Genomic DNA, 20,177 nt, shown 5'->3' with positions numbered 1-20,177 from the left:
CGACCACCCCGGGCAGGTGGCGTCCGCGACGCCGCCTGCACCGGGTCGGTCCCGCCGGTTGAGCGACCGCGGGCTCGCCGTGGCCTTCATCTCCCCCGCGCTGCTGCTGTTGCTCGCGATGTCGGTGTTCCCGTTGCTGTGGGCGTTGTACCTGTCTTTCACCGACTACTCGGCCACCCGCGGGGGGCCCGCCGAGTTCATCTGGTTCGGGAACTACACCGCCATCCTGGCTTCGGCGCAGGTCCACCTGAGGGCCTTGACGACGTTGATCTACGTGGTCGGCGCGGTCGCCCTGCAGACCGTGCTCGGTTTCGCCATCGCCTACCTGATCTCACGGCGCACGCACGGGCGAGGACTGCTGACCACTCTGTTCCTGGTTCCGATGATGCTGTCGCCGGTCGTGGTCGGGCTGTTCTGGCGATTCATGCTCGACGCGCAGTTCGGCGTGATCAACAGCATGCTCGGCTCGCTCGGCCTGGATCAGGTGGAATGGCTCACCCGGCAGCGAACGGCATTGATCTCCCTGATCGTGGTCGACACCTGGCAATGGACGCCGTTCATCATGCTCATCGCACTTGCGGGCCTTACCGCGGTCCCCAAGTACTTGTACGAGGCCGCCTCGATCGACCGGGCGTCCGAGTGGTTCCGGTTCCGCACCATCACTCTTCCGCTGGTGTGGCCGCTGCTCCTCATTGCCGTGTTGTTCAGAGCCATCGAGGCCTTCCGGCTGTTCGACCTCGTCTACATCCTCACCAGCGGAGGTCCGGGGGTCTCCACCGAGACGTTGTCGTTCCACGTCTACAAGGTCGCGTTCCTGGGCTTCAACACCGGAACCGCCTCGGCGTACGGGATTCTCATGGTCCTCGTCGTCATCGTGCTCACGCAGCTCTACCTGCGCTATTTGAACAAGCTCAAGGAGGACTGATGGCCGTCTCCGTCGACGAGGCCGTGTCCCCAGGTCCTGTCCGGGATCACAGGCCCCCCGGGCGCCGCCTTGGCGGCCGGGGCCGCGCAGTGCTGGAGGTCGCGCTGCTGACCGTGCTGGCCGTCGTGATGCTCTTTCCGGTGCTGTGGATGATCGAGACGTCCATCAAGGAGAACCGGGACGTCTACGCCATCCCGGCCAAGTTCTTCGACTTCAAGTTCACGATGGACCATTTCAAGGACGTGTTCGTCGCCTCCGGCGGCGGTCGCTCGGCCTTGTCCGTCTCGTTCCTCAACTCCGTCGTGGTCGCCGGGGTCTCCACGGTGCTGGCCACCGTGCTGGGGGTCCCGGCGGCGTGGGCCTACTCACGCTTCGCGGTGAAGGCCAAGAAGGACCAACTGTTCTTCATCCTGTCCACCCGCTTCATGCCGCCCGTGGTGGTCGTGATCCCGATCTTTCTCATGTACCGCCAAGTCGGACTCATCGACACCAAGCTCGGCCTGATCCTCATCTACGCCGCGTTCAACGTCCCGTTCACGATCTGGATGATGAAGGGGTTCGTCGACGAGGTGCCCGCAGAGTACGAGGATGCCGCCATGCTCGACGGCTACACCCGCTTGCAGGCGTTCCGGCGATTCACCCTTCCCCTGCTGCTGCCCGGCATCGCCGCGACGGCGGTCTTCGCACTCATCTTCTCGTGGAACGAGTTCGTGTTCGCCATCTTCCTCACCTCCAGCGACGATGTGCGGACGGCCCCACCCGCCATCGCCGGCCTCATCGGTGGAACCACTGTGGACTGGGGTCTCGTGGCCGCCGCCTCCGTGGTGTTCGCCCTGCCGGTGCTCGTCTTCGCCTACCTGGTGCGCAAGCACCTCGTCGCCGGTGTGACGCTCGGGGCGGTGCGACGCTGATGGCGGGCATCGAGGTGACCGCCCTGCGCAAGCGCTACCCGGACGGGACGGTCGCAGTTGATCACGTGGACCTGTCCATCGGCGACGGCGAGCTGTTCGTGATGCTCGGCCCTTCGGGTTGCGGCAAGACGACCACGCTGCGGGCCATAGCCGGCCTGGAGAGGCAGACGACGGGCGACATCCGCATCGGCGACACGCTCGTCAACGACCTGCCGCCCGCCGAGCGCGACATCGCCATGGTGTTCCAGTTCTACGCTCTCTACCCGCATCTGAGAACCCGCGACAACCTGGCGTTCCCCCTGCGGGCCGAGGGACTGCCCAAGGCGGAGGTGCACGAGCGGGTCGAGGAGGCCGCCCGGCTGATGCGGCTCGGTCCGCTCCTGGACCGGCGACCGCGCCGACTGTCCGGCGGGGAGCAGCAGCGCGTCGCGCTCGCTCGCGCCCTGGTGCGACGACCGCGCGCATTCCTCATGGACGAACCTCTCACCAATCTGGACGCGGAGCTGAGGGCGGACATGCGCACGGAGATCAAGCACTTGCAGGGGGAGCTGGGGACGACGATGGTCTACGTCACCCACGACCAAGTCGAGGCGATGTCGCTCGGTCACAGAATCGCCATCCTCAACAAGGGCCGCGTCGAGCAGATCGGCACGCCGCTGGAAGTCTACGACCGTCCGGCGAGTCTTTTCTGCGCCGCGTTCATCGGCTCCCCGCCGATGAACCTGATCGAGGTGGAGGTGGCCGACGGGAAGCTGCGCAGTCAGGGCGGACTGGTCCTCACGCCACCGCCAGGCCTGCCGCGCGACCGTCGCCTGGTCGCAGGCGTCCGGCCGGAGGCGCTGGAAGTCACAGAACCAGGGGCGGAACGTTCGGTCCCGGCCCGCGTGGCCTCGGCGGAGTGGCTGGGCGACGAAATCATCTACGTGGTCGACCACGGCGGCCAGCGCGACGTACGGGTTCGCATGCCACCGACTGTCCGTTTCGCCGCTGACGCACCGGTCGGGCTGCGGCACACCGGCGGGACCCCGGCGGTCTACGACGTGAGCACGGAAGAGCTGGTGGCCTGATGGGAACCGTGGTAGTGCACGGGCTGTGCAAGTCCTTCGGTAAAGTCCAGGCCCTGGACGGGGTGACGCTGGACGTGCCGGACGGCTCGTTCTTCGTCGTGCTCGGGCCCTCCGGGGCAGGCAAGACGACGACCCTGCGAGCGATCGCCGGCCTTGAGAAGCTTGACGCCGGGTCGGTGCATCTGGACGGGAGGGACGCGACCGGTGACGCCCCGGCCGCACGCGACCTGGCCATGGTCTTCCAGAACTACGCCCTCTACCCGCGACACACGGCGTACGAGAACATCGCTTCGCCGCTGCGGGCACGCCGCTGTTCTTCGAGCGAGGTCGCCGCTGCCGTCGAGCAGATGTCGAGCCTGCTGCACATCGAACGTCTGCTGCAGCGTCGTCCGGCGCAGTTGTCGGGCGGTGAGATGCAGCGTGTCGCCCTGGCCCGGGCGCTGGTCCGTCGCCCGCGCGCGTTTCTCATGGACGAGCCGCTGACGAACCTCGACCTCAAGCTCCGCGTCGAGATGCGCACCGAGCTCACCCGCATCCACCGGAGCCTCGGAGCGACCTTCGTCTACGTGACCAACGACCAGGTCGAGGCCCTGTCCATGGCCGACCAGGTCGCGGTCCTCAAGGAGGGGAAGGTGCAACAGGTCGGAACGCCGACCGAGGTGTACGAGCGTCCAGCCAACCAGTGGGTCGCAGGCTTCGTCGGGAGCCCGCCGATCAGCCTGCTCGCCTGCCACGCCGAGGGAGATCGTCTGGTCGGGGCGGACGGCTGGACACTGCCGCGGCCCCGCTGGACCACGGCTGAGGACGGTCGTCCGCTGCTGCTGGGCCTGCGCGCAGAGGACCTGTCCGTCGAGCAGCGTGGGAACGCGTCGTTGTCGGGCGAGCTCTACGGCCTTGAGCCGCTCGGTGACCGAACGGTGGTCGACGTCCGAGTGGGGACGGAGATCCTCAAGGTCAAGGCACGACCCACCGTCACAGGCACGCCGGGCGAGCGGCTGCTTGTCACGGTCGACCTGGACCGTGCGCACCTGTTCGATGCGGGCACCGGGCTGGCGCTGTCCGAGGCCGGGAGGTAACCGCGCAGGGCGGCGACGTCAACATGCGCCCGCACGTGGCAATCGAGCCTCGGCGGACCGTCCCGGTGAGCACGGCCTGACGACGCTGAAGCGGCCATGGCCCGAGAAGGCGACCGGTGGCGCGGGGCGTCGCCCTGCGGCCAGGGCCAAGGCCACGTTCGACCCGCTCGGCGACCTCGACCCCGACGAGGTCGTGTGACCCGTTCGTCAACGCGCGTGGCGCGATCGCCGAGGTCACGCTGGACATCACCAAGAACATCACAGGAGGCGACGCGATGAGTGACCCGATGAACGTCCTGGCCCCCGAGCACCGGCGGCTCCGGATCGGCGACGCCTGGCGCGACGCCGCCGGCGGAGCCACCTTTGTCGTCGAGGACCCGGCCACCGGCAAGACCATCGCCGAGGTGGCGGACGCCGACGTCGTTGACGGGCTCGCCGCTCTGGACGTGGCGAGCAAGGCAATGGCGGAGTGGGCGGCGACCCCGCCGCGAAAACGGTCAGAGTTGTTGACCGCGACGTACCGGGCACTGACCGAGCGATCCGAGGAGGTCGCCCGGCTGATAACGCTCGAGATGGGCAAGCCGCTCGCCGAGGCTCGGGCAGAGGTGGCCTACGGCGCCGAGTTCTTCCGTTGGTTCGCCGAGGAGGCGGTGCGCGTCGAGGGACGCTACAACACCGCTCCCGCAGGTGGGTATCGCATCCTCACCGTGCCGAAGCCGGTCGGACCGTGCGTCTTCGTGACGCCCTGGAACTTTCCGTTGGCCATGGGTGCCCGCAAGATCGCTCCTGCGCTGGCGGCGGGCTGCACGACGATCACCAAGCCGGCAGCCCAGACGCCACTCACCATGCTGTTCCTGGCCCGCATCATGGAGGAGGTCGGCGTTCCCCCAGGCGTCGTCAACGTCGTGACAACCAAGCGTGCCGGCGAGGTGGTCTCAGCACTGCTAGCCGACCGTCGGACCCGCAAGCTTTCGTTCACCGGGTCGACCGAGGTCGGGCGTGTGCTGCTACGACAGGCGGCGGACAACGTGCTGCGCACCTCCATGGAACTGGGCGGCAACGCGGCCTTGATCGTGTGTGCCGACGCGGACCTGGACGTCGCGCTCGACGGTGCCATGGTGGCCAAGATGCGCAACATCGGCGAGTCCTGCATAGCGGCCAACCGAATCTACGTCGAGGAGCCGGTGCGCGAGGAGTTCACGGCGCGCTTCGCCAAGCGGATGGGCGCGCTCTCGGTGGGCCATGGTCTCGACGACGGCGTGGACGTCGGGGCGTTGATCAACGAGGCCTCGGTCACCAAGATCGACGAGCTCGTCGCCGACGCGGTCAATCGCGGCGCCCGTGTCTTGGTGGGCGGCGAGCGTCCGGATGGGCCGGGTTACTTCTACCCGCCTACGGTCCTCGTCGACGTGCCCGAAGACGCGCGGATGCTGGAGGCGGAAATCTTCGGCCCGGTGGCGCCGATCATCTCGTTCACGTCCGACGACGAGGTAATGGCGAAGGCCAACGACACCGAGCACGGCCTGGTCGGATACGTCTTCACCCGTGACCTCCAGCGGGCGCTCCGGTTCACCGAGGGGCTGGAGACGGGGATGGTCGGCATCAACCGTGGTCTGATCTCGGACCCGTCAGCTCCGTTCGGAGGCGTGAAGCAGTCCGGGATCGGCAAGGAGGGGTCGCACGAGGGCATCCTTGAGTACCTCGACGTCACCTACGCGGCGATCGACCTACCGTGACCGGCCTGCTGCTCCGGGTTCCCGCCGAGGATCACCGCGCCCTGTGCACACATGACCTGACCGGGACCCTCGACCCGACTGACCCGCCCACCAAGGGCGACGTCATCATCGCGATGGACCTGAGGGCGCCCGGGCACGACCGAGTCTGGGAGCCCGGCGCCTGCCCGCGCCACCCGGCGGCCAACCTTGCCGACGCCGTCCCGTTCTCGCAGTTGACCTGGACGTCCGCCCAGCGAATCACCGCCGACGTTCCAGAGAGGCACTGACATGCTTGAGACCGTCCGCGGACCACGCCAGCTGATAATGGGCGAAGGGGTCGCGCAGAACATCCCACGAGTGGTGGCCGAGTGTGGCTCGCGAGTCCTCATCGTGACCGACCGGGTTCTTCTGGGGCAGCCGGGCGTGGCCGAGATCGTGGCCGCCGTGCGGGAGAAGGTCGAAGTCGTCGGGGTGTTCGCCGACGCGACTCCCGACGTGCCACTCGCCGATGTCGCCCTGGCCGTCTCGGTCGCCGCAGAGGTGGACGCCGACGTAATCCTCGCCATCGGGGGTGGCACGGTGATCGACCTCGCCAAAATCGTCGGCGTCATCCGGCGCCACGGTGGGACGCCGCGCGACTTCTACGGCGAGTCGAAGGTGCCGGGGCCGACGATTCCTCTCGTCGCGGTCCCGACGACGTCAGGCACCGGCTCCGAGCTCACGCCCGTCTCGGTGTTGACCGACCCGGACCGCGAGCTGAAGGTGGGGGTCTCCAGCGTCCACATCGTGCCCGACTTCGCCATCGTCGACCCCGAGCTCACCTACACCTGCCCTGCGACCGTCACTGCCCACTCCGGCATCGACGCGTTTTGTCACGCGGTGGAGAGCTACACCGCGCGACCCCGGGCCCACGGACCGCGCGACCCGGTGGAGCAGGTCTTCCTCGGCCGCAACCCGATCACCGATCACTACGCGCTCCTGGCCGCGGAGCGGATCGCCCGCAGCTTGCCCCATGTCGTCAGGGACGGAGGCGACAAGGACGCGCGCGCGGACATGTCCTATGGGTCCATGCTGGCCGGGCTCGCATTTTCCCACGCAGGCAACGCGGCTCCGCACGCCCTCCAGTACCCCATCGGCGCAGCCACCCACACGCCGCACGGCCTGGGTGTCGGGCTGCTGCTGCCCTACGCGCTGGACGCGGCCAGGGATGCCATCGGCGACCGGTTGGCCATCCTCGCCGGGGTGTGCGGGCTCGACGTGACCGACGCCTCGGATGCCGAGGCCGCAGACACGTTCCTCACCTGGCTCGACGGGCTCCTTGCCGACATCGGCATCCCTACCACCTTGGCGGACATCGGCGTGGCACGCGCCGACCTCCCGCGCTTCGCGGAGATGGCCAGTGGCGTCACCCGCTTGATCCAGAACCATCCAGGCCCGACCGACACCGCCAGCCTGACCGCGATCCTCGAAGCGGCCTGGATCGGGGACCGGACCCGACACGTCCTGACTCCGGAGCAGAGATAGTGACAGGATGCGGTGGCGTGGCCGAGCTTCAGCGACCCGGCCAGCCTGAGCAGGTCGTCGTAGTGCTCGGTGATCAGACCGGTGTTCAGCCGCCGAGTCAGCAGCGGCGCGGCGCGGGGGTAGTCGGCCTCGGCCCGTGCCCGTGGCCATGCCCGGTACAGGGTGATCTTGCCCAGGTCGCGGATGCGGGGCGACAGCTGTAACCCCAGCAGGTCGAACAGCGCGAAGTTGACCAGCGTCACCCCGTGGGTGTCGGCAGTCCTCCGCGGTCAACGGCGAGATCACCAGGTCGCCCTCCTCGTCCAGGCGCACCGCGCCGTCCCCGGCGGCCAAGACCTCCTTGCTTGCCCGCCACGACGATGGACCGGCCGGACTCCATGCGCACGGGGACGGAGCCGCGATCACGACGGACTGAGACGACAGCCATGATCGGACCCGGGACCGCCGGGCCGGCCTGTGACGTGTCAGGGCCTCCGCGGGAAGAGGTGACCCGCTTCTGACGCGGTTTCGAGGACCTGCCGGGGTTTTCATGGAGCACGTGGAGCGGCGAGCCCGCCCATCGCCCACTCACGGACGGGGAAGCAGGGTCCAGTACTCGTTCGGCAACTGGACGGTCACGTCGAAGAACTCCTTGTCCGTAATGGCCTCGCGCAACGTGGCGAACACGGCGGCGGCATGTTCCCGCGCCTGGTCAAGGGACACGCCCTCCCGCTCAGCCACCCGGCGCAGAAACTCCTCCAGCCCCATCCGTGTGGCCGTGCCGGGGCGACCGGCGATGCCCCGCCTCAGCGGTGGGTGCAGCCGGACTGGCAGTTCGCGGATGAGGTCCCTGACCTCGCCTGCGGCGATGCGCTCGGCGAGCGTCTCCAGCACGGCCGCGGTGGCGCGTTCGGCGCCCTCGGCGTCGAGCCCGGCGCGTCTGGCGACTCTGCTGAGGAACTCCGAGGACCGCATGACCTCCACGTGCCGCCGCTGGGCCTCGGCCACCAGGGGGTCGAATTCCTCCGGCAGGTCCGCCGCCAGGTCGGCCACCTCCTTGGCGTCCAGGGCGCCGCCCAGCGCCCAGAAGACGGCTCGCGCGTGTCGTTCGGCCTCCTCGACGTCCACCTGCTCCCGCTCGGCCACGCGCCGGAGGAACTCGTCGACGTCGAAGGCCTCGGGGTCCTTGTCCGTGTAGACATACGGCTTCAGCTCGGCGGGCAGTTGCCGGAGCAGGTCGCGGCTTTCGCCCTTCGACAGGCGCCGCGCGAGCGTCTCGAGCGTCGCCTGTATGGCGCGCTCGGCGGCCTCGGCGTCCAGGCCGGTCTGGCGGCTCACGATTTCGAGGAACTCTTCGTAGTCCACGTCCGCGCTCCTCGCTCCTCGCTCGACACGGCATGCATAGGTCTCCCGTGGTCAGCTACCCGCCGACCACGGGGACGCTTACCCATCTCAAAGCGGTGTTGCCAGAAAATGACACTTCCGTAGCCTTGGGTTCCCCGGGACGGGTGTGCACCGCAGTCGGCCGAGCCGGTCCCGGGAGGAGCACACGACCACGCACGTACGCACGGCATCGCTGCCACGACACCTTGCGCCGCGGACGGCGGGGGATTCGTCGAGGACGTCCCAGTCCCGGCGAACCTCCGGACGAGCGTCACGGCCATGGCCGCGGCGGCGCGCTGACCGGCTTCCATCACGGAGGGGCGACACGATGGAGCAGGTCGCTCTCCGTGGCCTCGATCACCTCTTGGGGGTGCAGGCCGCGGACCGCGTCCAGCTCGTGTTGTCTGCGTTGCTCCGCCGCGTCCGTGAACTCCCGGTACATCGTGTCGACGGCCCCCGGGCCGGCCGTCGCCGCCACCGATCTCCGCGACCGCCGCCGAACCGACCGCCGACCTGGCCACCTGAACGAAGGCCGCTCCCGGTGATCGGGGAGCGGCCTTTGAGGTTCAGAAGGACTTCTAGAGAGGGAAGTTGCGAGGGGTTGGGGGACTGGCGGGTGCGGGAGAGGGCCCGCCAGTCCCTGGGGGTCAGATCTTGCCGACCCCCGCGCCCGCGGTGACCAGGGCCTTAACGGAGTTGGGGTCGTCCAGGGTGTAGCTGTAGTAGGTGCTGGGCTCTTGCACGCTGCCGCTGCAGTCCGGTTGGCCTGATTCGTTGACGAACACGTTGTTCCGTGCGACGCACCTGCCGGTCGGGCCGGCATAGGAGTTCGACACCGGCTCCTCGACCCGGTCGAAGTAGTTGCCCTCGACCATGCAGCCGGCATTCGCCTGGCAGGCCACTCCGACGTCGGTGTTGTAGTAGTAGTAGTTGTTGAACACGTGCACCGGCTCGCCGAACCGCACCCGCGGGTTGCGCTGCGGCGTCTGGTTCAACCAGTTGTGGTGGTAGGTGACCTTGAGCCGGCCGATGTCCTGCGCGCCGGCGCCGTCGTCATGGCCGAGCAACATGTTCTTGGTGTGGTTGTGCAGGTGGTTCCACGACACGGTGATGTAGGACGAGCCGCGCTTGATGTCGATCAGCCCGTCGTACCCGCAGCACAGGTCGTTGTGGTCGATCCACACGTGGTGGGAGAACATCTGCACGTTGATCGAGTCATCGTTCGCGTTCCGGAACGACAGGTTGCGGATGATGATGTTGTTCACGGCGGTCGCCGGCGGTGAGGTGATCGCGTCGTCCACGGGGAGGCCGATGTTGAGCCCGCCGCCGCTGATGCCGGCGTTGGAGCCGATGCCCACGATCGTCTTGTCCGAGGCGACGTTGTACATCCCGGCCGGAACCGTGATCATGCCGCGCACGCAGATGTTCAGCGGCCCGCTCTGCGCGATGGCGGAGATCAGTTCGCTCGCCGTGTCGACCTCGACGGTCGACCCGCCGGCGCCGCCGGTGGTTCCACTCTGCCCCCAGGCGTTGACCGAGGCGAACCCGATGGGCGTCCCGGAAGTCGAGCAGGTGCCGGGCGGCGGCGGGGTGACCGTCGGGGTGGTCGGCGGTTCGCTGGGTCCGCCGACGTCGGTCACCAGCACGTCGTCGAACGAGGCGCTGGCGTAGTAGCCGGCCAGGCCCGCGCGGCCGGAGGCGTAGGTGGTGTCGGTCGCCGAGACGACCTGCACGTTGTTGACGAAGCCGCGCAACGTCGTGCCGAACGCCTCCAGCCTCAGCGTGTACCACGTGCCCGTGGTCACAGTCGTGGGGGCGGAGGCGAGGGTGACCAGGCCGCCGCCGGTCCGCTTGCCGAGGACGACCGAGCCCGAGTTGCTCAGCCCGAGGAAGTAGTAACTGCTGGTGCTCTGCGCCCGGGCCAGTATCGCGACGTTGCGGCCGCTGCCGTTGAACACGATCGGCTTCACCCGCGCCTGCACCGCCTGGTCCGACCATCCGGCGCCGGCCACCGCCCGGGCGTCGGCGCTGGTGCCGGACTGCCGAAGCGCCTGGGATCCGTCGGCGACCACCGACCAACTGCCACCGGACCTGGACCAGCCCGCCGCGTCGCCGTCCTGGAAGTCGTCGCCGAACAGCGTCGCGGCGGACGCGCTGGGCATGGTCACCAGCGCCAGTGCCCAGATCACGATGGCGGTGACGGTCGTCGCGAGCGCGGCGAGCATGGAGCGGGTGCCGCGGTCCTTCCTTCTTCGCACTGGAACCTCCAGTTCCGTGGGAGCCGGCCGGTCCTGTGCGGACCGAGCCGGGCCATGGCCGCGTGCCGGGCCGGGCCGATGACGGCGTGGCCCCGCTGCGCGGTCACGTGCTGGCATGACGTGCAGCCCCGGTGCGCACCGGTGGGCGGGCCGCCTCTGCGCCCATCCGCCGTCCTCTGGGCCGGGACTCTGACATGGCCCGGCCCGTGGCGGAGTACGCGAAGACGGCCGTCCTCGGTGACGCTCCGAGGCGAGTGAAGGAAGCGCTGTCCAACTCCTCCGCACTTTTACGTCCGGTGAAACAGGGGGTCAAGACATCGGATCCCGGCTGCCGTTGGCCCGCAGATCGTGCATACAGTGGAACGCTGTCCTGCCACATGAAACGCATCTTGGGACGATGCGGGCAGAAATGAAAGTTTCATGCGATGCGAGCGGGTTGTAGATCACCGAAGACGGCGGGTCGGGCCGGTGCGTCCCGGGTTCAGGCCGGATCGGGTCGGCGTGTGGTGCGAGATCAAAGGGCGGTGAAGTCGGTGGTGCCATGATGGGGCGATGCGAGTTTTGCGTACGCCGGAGGAGCGCTTTGCCGATCTGCCCGACTTCGCGTTCCACGTCGGGTATGCCGAGGTCCCCGATCTGGACGGTGGCAGGCTGCGTATGGCCTACGTCGAGGCGGGGCCGGCCGATGGTCAGGTCGTCTTGTGCCTGCACGGCGAGCCGAGCTGGTCGTTCCTCTATCGCCACGTGATACCGGTGCTGGCCGCGGCCGGTCTGCGCGTGGTCGCTCCGGATCTGGTCGGCTTCGGCCGGTCCGACAAGCCCACGGAGATCGGCGACCACTCCTACAAGCGGCACATCGAATGGACCCGCTCGCTGATATTCGACGTCCTCCACCTGCGAGAGGTCACATTGGTAGGGCAGGACTGGGGCGGGCTGATCGGGCTGCGGCTGGCCGTCGCCCATCCCGAACGGTTCGCGCGCATCGTCGCGGCCAACACCGGCCTGCCGACCGGTGACTTCCCGATGCCCGAGACCTGGTTGCGGTTCCGGCACTCGGTGCAGACCGCGCCGTCCTTCGACGTGGCCCGGTCGGTGCAGGCCGGTTGCGAGACCACGCTGCCGGCCGCGGTCCGGGCCGCCTACGACGCGCCGTTCCCGGACGAGTCCTACAAGGCGGGTCCGCGTGCCATGCCCGGCCTGGTGCCCGCTGAGCCGGATGACCCCGAGGCCCCCGCCAACCGGGCCGCCTGGGAGGTGCTCAGAAGCTGGGACGGGCCGTTCCTGGTCGCGTTCAGCGACAAGGACCCCATCACCGGGCCGATGGCTCCGCTGTTCAAGCAGCTGATCCCCGGCGCCGCGAGCCTGACCCACCCCACGATCGAGGGGGCAGGGCACTTCCTCCAGGAGGACGCGGGCGAGCGGCTGGGACGGCAGATCGTCTCATTCGTCGAGGCGACCTCCTGAGGGTCACGGTGTCCGACGGCGTCCCTCAGCCGTCGTGATGGGTTACCGGTGTCCTGGACGGTTGCTCTGCGTGTGCGAATGAGAACTATGAAAAGGCGCGCACTTCGCTGATCAGCGTGGTTTACGGAGTGTCATGGAGTATATGGATTCCAGGAGCCGGCGCGATGGCTGTGACCCTTGCGGTTCGCCGATGCTCGGATCAACAAATATGAGTCAACCAGTGGGAAAAGGGCATGTCTCCTGCTTATATTGATCCTGCCCATATAAGCGAATGAGAGGTCTTGCCGTCATGCGCCGTCTCGCCCGCTACAGCCGCATCATCGCTGGTACCGCCCTTGTGACCGGTGTGGCGTTCGGGGTCCTGGCCGCTCCTGCCAGCGCCTCCAGCCAGCCGTTCTCCCAGCCGTTCAGCCAGCCCTTCTCGCAACCGTTCTCCCAGCCGTTCAGTCAGCCGTTCTCCCAGCCGTTCTCCCAGCCGTTCAGCCAGCCCTTCTCGCAGCCGTTCAGCCAGCCGTTCTCACAGCCCTTCTAAGGGCGGTTGTGAAGAAAGGCGTGGCATAGCGAAGTGCGTACCGCCACGCGTTGAGGACGAGACCAGAGGTCGAGTTCTGGAACCCAGGAAAGGGCTGCTCACCGATCCGGTAGCAGCCCTTTCCCCTATGTGGACAACACGCAGGTCACCGTGCGTAGCGCTCGTCTCTCAGCGGGCACGGCCACGAAATGCGGGCTCTCCCCAATCCGGCCGGGTCGAGCACCTTCCACAGCCTGTGGAAACGATCGTGCGGCAGTATGACGGGATAGGACATATGGGATGGAGAGCTGCATGGACGACTCACAGATCGATGCGTATCTCACCCGGATCGGCGTGGTACGGCCCGTCCGTCCCGACATCGAGGCGCTCCGGGACCTGCAACAGGCGCATCTGCTGTCCGTACCGTTCGAGAACCTCAGCATCCATCTGGGCGAGCCGATCGTGCTGGATGAGGGGTCGCTCCTGGACAAGATCGTCGATCACCGCAGGGGCGGGTTCTGCTACGAACTCAACGGTGCCTTCGCCGCCCTGCTGACCGCCCTGGGCTATCCGGTGAGGTTGCTGTCCGCCCGCGTCTTCGACGGCGACCGGGCAGGACCGCCGTTCGACCACCTCGCCCTGCGGGTCGATCTCGATGAGCCGTGGCTCGTCGACGTCGGCTTCGGGAAGTTCAGCCGGCATCCCTTGCGCATGGAAGCCGACGGTGACCAGCATGATCCCGGCGGAGTGTTCCGGATCGTCCGGGACAACCGGCACGGCGACGTGGATGTCATCCTCGACGGCACACCGGAGTACCGGCTGGACCCGCGGCCCTACGAGCTGAGCGATTTCGTGCCGACCTGCTGGTGGCAGCAGACCTCGCCGCAGTCCCATTTCACCCGGTCGCTGACCTGCTCGCGGATGACCGAGTCGGGCCGGGTCACGCTGAGCGGGGCTAAGCTGATCCACACGATCGACGGTGAGCGCCGCGAGCAGCTTCTGGACGGCGACGCCGAGGTGCTGGACGCCTACCGGAAGCATTTCGGCATCTCCCTCGACCGGGTGCCCACCGTGGCCGCCTCGGCGTAGGCCCTTCGATCATTCGGCCGCCTGCCTCACCTGGCACGACGGCATGCTCCTGAGCAGGTCGGCGAGCTGCCGTGCGTTGGTCTGGGCGTAGTCGCGGTAGCAGTTGTTCATCAGCACGTGCGTGGTGGAGGTCTGGCCGGCCAGCTCGCACAGCTTGGGCGTCCATTCCTTGAGCTCCTCGGGGGAGTACAGGTAGCCGAAGCGTTCGTATATGTCGCTGCTGGTCCACTTGTCGCTGTGGCCGTGGAACCGGACGATCTCCAGGTCCGCCGTGGCCGCGACGACCGGCGGGATCGAGCACGGGTGACCCTGCGGCATGTCGAGGCACACGTACGGGATGGCGTACGAGCGCAGGAAGTCCAGCGTCTCGGCCTGGTTCTCCTCGGTCATCCAGGTGCGGTTCCTGAACTCCACCGAGATCCGCAACGGATCGCAGCGCCGCTTGCACTCGAGGATGTAGTGCTTGTTGCGCCTGCTGATCGGGAACCACCGGGGGAACTGGAAGAGCACCGCCCCGAGCTTGTCCGCCTCCCACAGCGGCAGCAGCGCGGACACGAAGCGCTCCCACACCTGCTCGACGACGGCGGGATCCAGATCCTGGACGTACAGGTTCTTCTTGCCCGGTGCCATCTCGACCCGCAGGTCCTTCGGCAGCGCCGCCGGGCGGGTCGGGTGGCCGGTCAGCAGCGAGAACGCCTTGACGTCGAAGGTGAAGCCAGGTGGGCTCCGCTCCGCCCACAGCCGCGCGGTCTCCTGCGCGGGCGTCGCGTAGTAGGTGGAGTCGACCTCCACAAGCGGGAACAGGCGCGTGTAGTAACGCAGACGTTCCTCAGGCGTCGTGACGTCCGGCGGGTACCAGCCGGACTTCAGCAGCGTCTTGTCCGTCCATGACGCCGTGCCGACCAGGATTTCCCCCATATCCGGTCAGCGGATCCCGTGCCCCGCCCGCCGGCCCAGGATGTGGTAGGTCTCGCCGCGGGTGATGTAGCGGACCCGGTCCGACAGCCCGAGGCGGTTGACGTGGTGACGGAAGTCGTCGAGCCCTGAGGTGAAGGCCTCGTAGTCGTCGTAGTGCACTGGGAGCGTGTAGTTCGCGTTGATCAACTCGACCCAGTGAGCGCCCTGGACCCCGTCCATGGTCACCAGCAGCGCCCCGAGCACCTTGGTACCGCCCAGGTGGACGATGGCGAGATCGATCATCGGGAAGCGGCGGGGGATCGCGGCGAGGCGCTCGTCCAGGAGCGTGTCCCCGCTGATGTGCAGCCGGAGGCTGACCTCGCCGTCGTCGTGGCCGAATTCCAGCATGCTTCCCATGACGGGAGGAAGCAGCTTCTCGGCGAACCCGGGCGCGTGGCGGGCGGGCAGGGCGGTGACCTTAAGAGTGTTACCTCCCCGGCGAAGCCGGCGGTCCTGCCAGGTCTCCAGGCTGATCGCGTTCCGGAACCCCTGACGCTTGAGCCGCGAGGCGGCGTGGGGCGTGGTGATGATCGGCACATCCGCGTCCAGCCCTTCCTGGGCCACACGATCCCAGTGATCACCGTGCATGTGCGACAGCACGACGGCGTCGATCTCCGGAAGCCGGCTGATCTCCAACGCGGGGTTGGTACGGCGGCGGGTGCTGATGCCCCAGCCCAGGTACGCACGCTGTCCGCGGTGGAGGAAGTTCGGGTCGGTCAGCAGGGTGAAACCATGAGAGCGAATCAGCGTGGTGGCGTTTCCGATGAAGAAGACGCTCGCTTCTGCTGGATCGGGCATCCGAATCCCTCCCGTCTCCTGTTATTTCAGGTTAAGCACACGGGGGGATACCGCCTCGGCGCGGGGGCGTCCTTGGGGGCTCGGCTCGGTGGGAGAGGCTCACTCGACGGGGGCGGTGCTCACTCCAGCGATCCGTACGGCAGGCCGACGTAGTTCTCCGCCAGCGTCCTCGCCGCGGCCTCGGAGGAGGTCACGTAGTCCAGGTAGGAGAGTTGCAGCCGGTGACCGTAGGCGTCGTCGGAGTCGAAGGTGTGCAGGAGCGTCGTCATCCACCAGGAGAAGTGCTGCGCCCGCCAGACCCGTTTGAGGCACGCCTTCGAGTAACCGTCCAGCAACTCGTCCGAGCCGGTCTCGTACCGGTGGACGAGCGCCTTGGTCAACTGGCGTACGTCCGCGACGGCCAGGTTGAGGCCCTTGGCCCCCGTCGGGGGCACGATGTGGGCCGCGTCACCGGCCAGGAACAGCCTCCCGTACTGCATCGGCTCGGCGACGAAGCTCCGCATGGGCGTGACGCCCTTGTCGATGATCTCCCCCGTGGCGAGGACGAAGCCGGGGACCGTCTCCAGCCGTGCCTTCAGCTCCGCCCAGATGCGGTCGTCCGGCCACTCGGCGATGTCCTCGTCCGCGGCGACCTGGAGGTAGAACCGGCTGATCTCGGGGGAGCGCATGCTGTGCAGGGCGAACCCCCGTTCGGTCCGCGCGTAGATCAGCTCCTCCGCCGACGGCTTGACCCGGGCGAGGATGCCCAGCCAGGCGAACGGGTACTCACGCTCGTACTCGGTCAGCACGCCTTCCGGGATCGACGGTCGCGACACGCCGTGGAAACCGTCGCAGCCCGCGATGAAGTCGCAGTCGAGCCGCTCGCCGCCGAACGTGAGGTACGGATGGTCGGTGTCGATGGCGTGCAGGGCCACGTCGTCCACGTCGAAGCGCAGATCTCCCCCGTCGGCGAGGCGGGCCGCGATCAGGTCCTTGACGACCTCCTGCTGGCCGTAGACCGTGATGGCCCGTCCGGGGACGAGCTTTTCGAAGGCGATGCGGTGCCCCGCTCCCCCGTACCGCAGCTCGATCCCCCGGTGCGGAAGCCCTTCCCGCAGCAGCCTCTCGCCCACGGCGGCCTCGACGAGGGTGTCGGTCGTCCCCTGCTCCAGCACTCCGGCCCGTACCCGCTTCTCCGCGTGGTCCCGGCTGCGGAGCTCCAGCACGACCGACTCGATGCCCCGTAGATGGAGTAGATGGGACAAAAGCAGACCTGCCGGACCCGCTCCGACGATTCCGACCTGAGTTCGCATAGGAGGAGGATCCTGCCGCGAGTAGCCGCGGTACGAGCTTCGCCTTCCGCTGAGTGGAAGATGAGGCAAAATATCCACAGCGTGTGGATGGATGGCGGGGAGGCGTGGTGGCCGGTGGATCCCGCGACCTGGGGCGTACGGTGACATCGCGGGTGCTGGCCATCTTGGGTGCCTTCGACTCCGCACACCCGCAGCTGACCCTGACCGAGATCGCCCGTCGTAGCGGCGTCACCCTCACCACGGCCCACCGGCTGGTCCACGAGTTGGTGGCATCAAAGGCGCTCAGCCGCGACGACGACGGCCGGTTCCACATCGGCCTGCGCATCTGGGAGCTCGGCCAGCTCGCGCCCCGCCGCCTGATCGAGGTCGCGCACCCGTGGCTGCAGGACTTGTTCGGCAGCACGGGGGAGAACGTCCATCTCGCGGTCCGCGACGGGGTGGAGGTGCTCTATGTGGACAAGGTGTACGGGCGGCGCGCCGTGCCGATCGTCTCCCGCACCGGCGCGCGCCTGCCCATGCATCCCACCGGCGTCGGGAAGGCGCTTCTGGCGTTCGAGGACGAGTGGTTCATCACCTCCTACCTCTCCAGGAAGCTGGAACGGCCGACGCCGCACACCGTGACCGAACCCGGCAGGCTCGCGCGCGAGCTCGCGTCCGTACGAGCCCAGGGATACGCGTTCACCTACGAGGAGATGACGCTGGGGTCGTGCTCGGCCGCCGCACCGATCATCGTGGACGGCCGGCCGATCGCCGCCGTGGGTGTCGTCCTGTCCTCCCGCCGCGCCCGGGAACTGCCCCAGCTCGTCGAGCCCCTGCTCACAGGCGCACGCCAGATCGCGCGGGCGTACCAGGCGGCGGGCGCGGCCTAGATCCGCTGAGGTCAGACCACGGAGAAGAGCCTTCGCAGGTGGTGAAGCTGGAGCTCACGCTGGCGGCCCCCACCGCCCTCGTGCCCGTTCCAGGGCCACACCGTGATCTCCTTCTGGCCGGCCCAGTGGTTGTAACCGGCGAAGACCGTGGAGGGCGGGCAGATGAAGTCCATCAGCGCCACCGAGTACATGGCGGGGACCCGGCCGCGGGCGGCGAAGTTCATCCCGTCGAAGTACGACAGCGTACGAAAGACCCGGTCCGCGGTGTCGCGCTGGGTGGCCAGGAAGCGCACGATCTCCTGGTACGGCTCACGGTCGGTGATCTCGACGGCCCGCCGGAAGTGCGTCAGGAAGGGCACGTCGATCAGGGCCGCCTTGACGTCCGGGTGCAGTGCCGCGGTGGCCTGGGCGATGCCACCGCCCTGGCTGATACCGGCGACCGCGATCCTGCCGGCGTCCACGGCAGGGTGGGTGGCGGCCACGTCGACCGCGCGGACGGCATCGGTGAAGACACGCCTGTAGTAGTACTGCTCGGGGTCGAGGATGCCCCGGGTCATCATGCCGGGCGCCTGGGCGAAGTCGCCGCCGTGCGGATCGCCGGTCGCGCCGGCGCTCGAAGGGTTCTCCGCGCCCTGACCACGTGTGTCCACGATGAGTGCGGCGAATCCGGCCGTCGGCCAGACCAGGTGGTCGATGGGAAGGCCCCGGCCTCCGGTGTAGCCGATGTACTGCACCACACAGGGCAGCCGGGTGCCACCGGTGGGGACCATCATCCAGGCCCTGATGGGATGGCCGCCCCAACCGGCGAACGTGGTGTCGTAGACCTGGACACCGGTAAGCGGGGCGTCGTGGGGGGCGAAGTCCGGCGCCAGGTCATGGGTCGACGCCTCATCGAGGGTCTGCTTCCAGAAGGCGTCGAAATCGGCGGGCTCGTCCCGCTCCGGACGGTACTCGCGGAGGCGTTCCAGGGGCATGTCGAACAGGGTCATTGCCTCTCCAAGTCTGTAGGGGCCCCGGAGCGCGCCGTACAAATGGGTGCGAACGGGGGATTGGCGCCGCGATCGCATGGTACCTAGCAGAGGTGGCGCGTACCTGACAGCAGGTGTCAGGCATGCGCAGCAGGATGGGGTGCCCGAACACCATCCAAGGAGGACAACTGTGTCACGCGCGAACGGCACCTTCGATATCGAGAGCTGGGAGCCTCACACGTTCGACGAGCGTGAGGGCGCCACGCTGGGCCGGGTGCACCTGACCAAGACCTTCCACGGAGACCTGGAAGGGACCAGCACGACCGACATCCTCACCGCGATGGCGCAGGTCGAAGGCTCGGCGGCCTACGTGGGATTTGAACGTTTCACGGGGAGTGTCCAGGGGCGTAAGGGAAGCTTCGTACTTCACCACACCGCCACGGGCTCGGGGGGCGAGCAGACGATGAGCTGGACGATCCTTCCCGACTCGGGAACCGGCGAGCTTCTGGGAATCAAGGGCGGGGGACAGATCGTCGTGGAGGAGGGCGTGCACTCGTACTACTTGGACTACGAGCTGGGCTGACGTGGACTGTGAGGTGGGTGGCTCGAGGTGGCCGAGATGGGCTGAGGTGGGTGGACGGCCGGGTCGTCAGCCCTGGCCGGAGCCGACCGTCCACCTCGCCTCGACCGCCGACACGCTACGTCGACCATCAGGATGGCCGGCGCCCGGCGACTTCGGCGCACACCGCTCAGCCTGCGGCGCCTTCACCTTTGGCCGCCATCACAACTGCGGCCGCCATCAGCCTGCGGCACCGGCATCTCGTCGTCGACCTCGGTCCGTCGGCACCCCTGGTTCCTCGGTCACTTCACCTCGTCAGGAACTTCAGCTGGCGTCGGCGCAGATCACGTACACGCTGATCCCCACCGTGCCGTAGTTGTTCTGACGGCCGAGGCCGACCCAGCCGCCCGCGTCGTCGGTGGGGAACGAACCGACCAGGATGGCGTCGTTGCCCTGGGCCTCGGCGCCGCCGCCGATCGCCCTCTTACCGCTCGGGCACCTGATCGTCCGCCGGGCGAAGTTGGCGACATTGGCGTTGGGCAGCTTGAGGACCTGGTAACCGCGGAAGTCCGCGGCGGCACCCGGACGCGCCGGCGTGGAGTCCGCGTTCGACGCCGGCACCGCGACCGCCGCCACACTCGCGCCGCTGACCACCGCGGTCAGCGCGAGAGTCGTAAGCCACTTGGCTTGCATCAGTTCTCCTTGGATAGTCCCCGTCCACCCGAGGCGAGCCCCCGGGCGGGTTCCCGGCAGGCCTGTGCTACCGGAGCGGGATGTGCTCACTTCGTCACTCACAGTAATCATCGATAACTCCGAGTGTCCATTCGGTGGC

General features: G+C 68.1%; 20 protein-coding genes and 1 pseudogene. 12 read left to right on the top strand and 9 right to left on the bottom strand.

Going from position 1 to position 20,177, the window contains the following annotated elements:
* Positions 1 to 58 precede the first annotated feature (58 nt).
* The 7 genes from ABD810_RS01940 (at position 59) to ABD810_RS01910 (ending at position 7,218) form a co-directional block, all read left to right on the top strand.
* Complete coding sequence (locus tag ABD810_RS01940; protein ID WP_344933406.1) at positions 59 to 925, top strand: carbohydrate ABC transporter permease; 867 nt, start codon at positions 59 to 61, stop codon at positions 923 to 925.
* Entirely contained in the window at positions 925 to 1,836 is a 912-nt protein-coding gene (locus ABD810_RS01935) for a carbohydrate ABC transporter permease (RefSeq protein ID WP_344933404.1), read from the top strand. Before ABD810_RS01940 ends, ABD810_RS01935 begins: the two co-directional genes overlap by 1 nt.
* Positions 1,836 to 2,903 (top strand): ABC transporter ATP-binding protein, encoded by a 1,068-nt coding sequence (locus ABD810_RS01930; RefSeq protein WP_344933401.1) that lies wholly within the window; start codon positions 1,836 to 1,838, stop codon positions 2,901 to 2,903. The genes ABD810_RS01935 and ABD810_RS01930 overlap by 1 nt, the downstream gene beginning before the upstream one ends.
* The gene (locus tag ABD810_RS01925) at positions 2,903 to 3,979 is read left to right on the top strand and encodes an ABC transporter ATP-binding protein (protein ID WP_344933398.1); all 1,077 of its coding nucleotides are present in this window, start codon (positions 2,903 to 2,905) and stop codon (positions 3,977 to 3,979) included. Before ABD810_RS01930 ends, ABD810_RS01925 begins: the two co-directional genes overlap by 1 nt.
* Before the next feature lie 275 nt (positions 3,980 to 4,254).
* Positions 4,255 to 5,715, top strand: coding sequence for an NAD-dependent succinate-semialdehyde dehydrogenase (locus ABD810_RS01920; RefSeq protein WP_344935366.1), 1,461 nt, complete (start codon positions 4,255 to 4,257; stop codon positions 5,713 to 5,715).
* Complete coding sequence (locus ABD810_RS01915) at positions 5,712 to 5,981, top strand: hypothetical protein (protein ID WP_344933395.1); 270 nt, start codon at positions 5,712 to 5,714, stop codon at positions 5,979 to 5,981. The genes ABD810_RS01920 and ABD810_RS01915 overlap by 4 nt, the downstream gene beginning before the upstream one ends.
* Before the next feature lies 1 nt (position 5,982).
* Positions 5,983 to 7,218, top strand: coding sequence for an iron-containing alcohol dehydrogenase (locus tag ABD810_RS01910; protein WP_344933392.1), 1,236 nt, complete (start codon positions 5,983 to 5,985; stop codon positions 7,216 to 7,218).
* A 17-nt stretch (positions 7,219 to 7,235) separates the two neighbouring features.
* Here ABD810_RS01910 and ABD810_RS40910 read toward each other — a convergent pair.
* The 4 genes and pseudogenes from ABD810_RS40910 to ABD810_RS01895 all read right to left on the bottom strand — a co-directional run.
* A pseudogene (locus ABD810_RS40910) lies at positions 7,236 to 7,466 on the bottom strand (Tn3 family transposase); the annotation flags it as partial.
* A 319-nt stretch (positions 7,467 to 7,785) separates the two neighbouring features.
* The gene (locus ABD810_RS01905) at positions 7,786 to 8,562 is read right to left on the bottom strand and encodes a DUF2267 domain-containing protein (RefSeq protein ID WP_344933389.1); all 777 of its coding nucleotides are present in this window, start codon (positions 8,560 to 8,562) and stop codon (positions 7,786 to 7,788) included.
* A gap of 328 nt (positions 8,563 to 8,890) precedes the next feature.
* Positions 8,891 to 9,058 (bottom strand): hypothetical protein, encoded by a 168-nt coding sequence (locus ABD810_RS01900; RefSeq protein ID WP_344933387.1) that lies wholly within the window; start codon positions 9,056 to 9,058, stop codon positions 8,891 to 8,893.
* A 169-nt stretch (positions 9,059 to 9,227) separates the two neighbouring features.
* Positions 9,228 to 10,838: a pectate lyase family protein gene (locus ABD810_RS01895; protein ID WP_344933385.1), complete on the bottom strand. Its 1,611-nt coding sequence runs from the start codon at positions 10,836 to 10,838 to the stop codon at positions 9,228 to 9,230.
* Positions 10,839 to 11,390: 552 nt separating this feature from the next.
* Here ABD810_RS01895 and ABD810_RS01890 point away from each other — a divergent pair.
* The 3 genes from ABD810_RS01890 to ABD810_RS01880 all read left to right on the top strand — a co-directional run bounded on the left by ABD810_RS01890 (position 11,391) and on the right by ABD810_RS01880 (position 13,902).
* Positions 11,391 to 12,302 carry a haloalkane dehalogenase gene (locus tag ABD810_RS01890; RefSeq protein WP_344933383.1) on the top strand — a complete coding sequence of 304 codons (912 nt, stop codon included), beginning with the start codon at positions 11,391 to 11,393 and terminating at the stop codon, positions 12,300 to 12,302.
* Between the two features lie 289 nt (positions 12,303 to 12,591).
* Positions 12,592 to 12,834: a hypothetical protein gene (locus tag ABD810_RS01885; RefSeq protein WP_344933380.1), complete on the top strand. Its 243-nt coding sequence runs from the start codon at positions 12,592 to 12,594 to the stop codon at positions 12,832 to 12,834.
* 291 nt (positions 12,835 to 13,125) lie between these two features.
* The gene (locus tag ABD810_RS01880) at positions 13,126 to 13,902 is read left to right on the top strand and encodes an arylamine N-acetyltransferase family protein (protein WP_344933377.1); all 777 of its coding nucleotides are present in this window, start codon (positions 13,126 to 13,128) and stop codon (positions 13,900 to 13,902) included.
* Between the two features lie 9 nt (positions 13,903 to 13,911).
* Here the strand turns inward: ABD810_RS01880 and ABD810_RS01875 are convergent, their stop codons facing one another.
* The 3 genes from ABD810_RS01875 to pobA form a co-directional block, all read right to left on the bottom strand.
* On the bottom strand, positions 13,912 to 14,820 hold the full coding sequence (locus ABD810_RS01875) for a DUF72 domain-containing protein (protein WP_344933373.1): 909 nt from the start codon (positions 14,818 to 14,820) through the stop codon (positions 13,912 to 13,914).
* Positions 14,821 to 14,826: 6 nt separating this feature from the next.
* Positions 14,827 to 15,657 carry an MBL fold metallo-hydrolase gene (locus ABD810_RS01870; RefSeq protein WP_344933370.1) on the bottom strand — a complete coding sequence of 277 codons (831 nt, stop codon included), beginning with the start codon at positions 15,655 to 15,657 and terminating at the stop codon, positions 14,827 to 14,829.
* Between the two features lie 119 nt (positions 15,658 to 15,776).
* Positions 15,777 to 16,949, bottom strand: coding sequence for a 4-hydroxybenzoate 3-monooxygenase (gene pobA, locus ABD810_RS01865; protein ID WP_344933368.1), 1,173 nt, complete (start codon positions 16,947 to 16,949; stop codon positions 15,777 to 15,779).
* Between the two features lie 107 nt (positions 16,950 to 17,056).
* On the opposite strand from pobA, the gene ABD810_RS01860 reads away from it, so the two are divergent.
* Positions 17,057 to 17,818, top strand: a complete 762-nt coding sequence (locus ABD810_RS01860) for an IclR family transcriptional regulator (RefSeq protein ID WP_344933365.1) — start codon at positions 17,057 to 17,059, stop codon at positions 17,816 to 17,818.
* An 11-nt stretch (positions 17,819 to 17,829) separates the two neighbouring features.
* Here the strand turns inward: ABD810_RS01860 and ABD810_RS01855 are convergent, their stop codons facing one another.
* Complete coding sequence (locus tag ABD810_RS01855) at positions 17,830 to 18,807, bottom strand: acetylxylan esterase (protein ID WP_344933362.1); 978 nt, start codon at positions 18,805 to 18,807, stop codon at positions 17,830 to 17,832.
* 169 nt (positions 18,808 to 18,976) lie between these two features.
* Between ABD810_RS01855 and ABD810_RS01850 the strand changes: the two genes are divergently transcribed.
* The gene (locus ABD810_RS01850; protein ID WP_344933360.1) at positions 18,977 to 19,369 is read left to right on the top strand and encodes a DUF3224 domain-containing protein; all 393 of its coding nucleotides are present in this window, start codon (positions 18,977 to 18,979) and stop codon (positions 19,367 to 19,369) included.
* A gap of 300 nt (positions 19,370 to 19,669) precedes the next feature.
* Here ABD810_RS01850 and ABD810_RS01845 read toward each other — a convergent pair whose 3' ends face one another.
* Positions 19,670 to 20,038 carry a hypothetical protein gene (locus tag ABD810_RS01845; RefSeq protein ID WP_344933357.1) on the bottom strand — a complete coding sequence of 123 codons (369 nt, stop codon included), beginning with the start codon at positions 20,036 to 20,038 and terminating at the stop codon, positions 19,670 to 19,672.
* Positions 20,039 to 20,177 lie beyond the last annotated feature (139 nt).

This window comes from Sphaerisporangium flaviroseum, assembly GCF_039537005.1.
GTDB lineage: Bacteria > Actinomycetota > Actinomycetes > Streptosporangiales > Streptosporangiaceae > Sphaerisporangium > Sphaerisporangium flaviroseum.
This window is presented reverse-complemented; position numbering and strand designations above follow the sequence as displayed.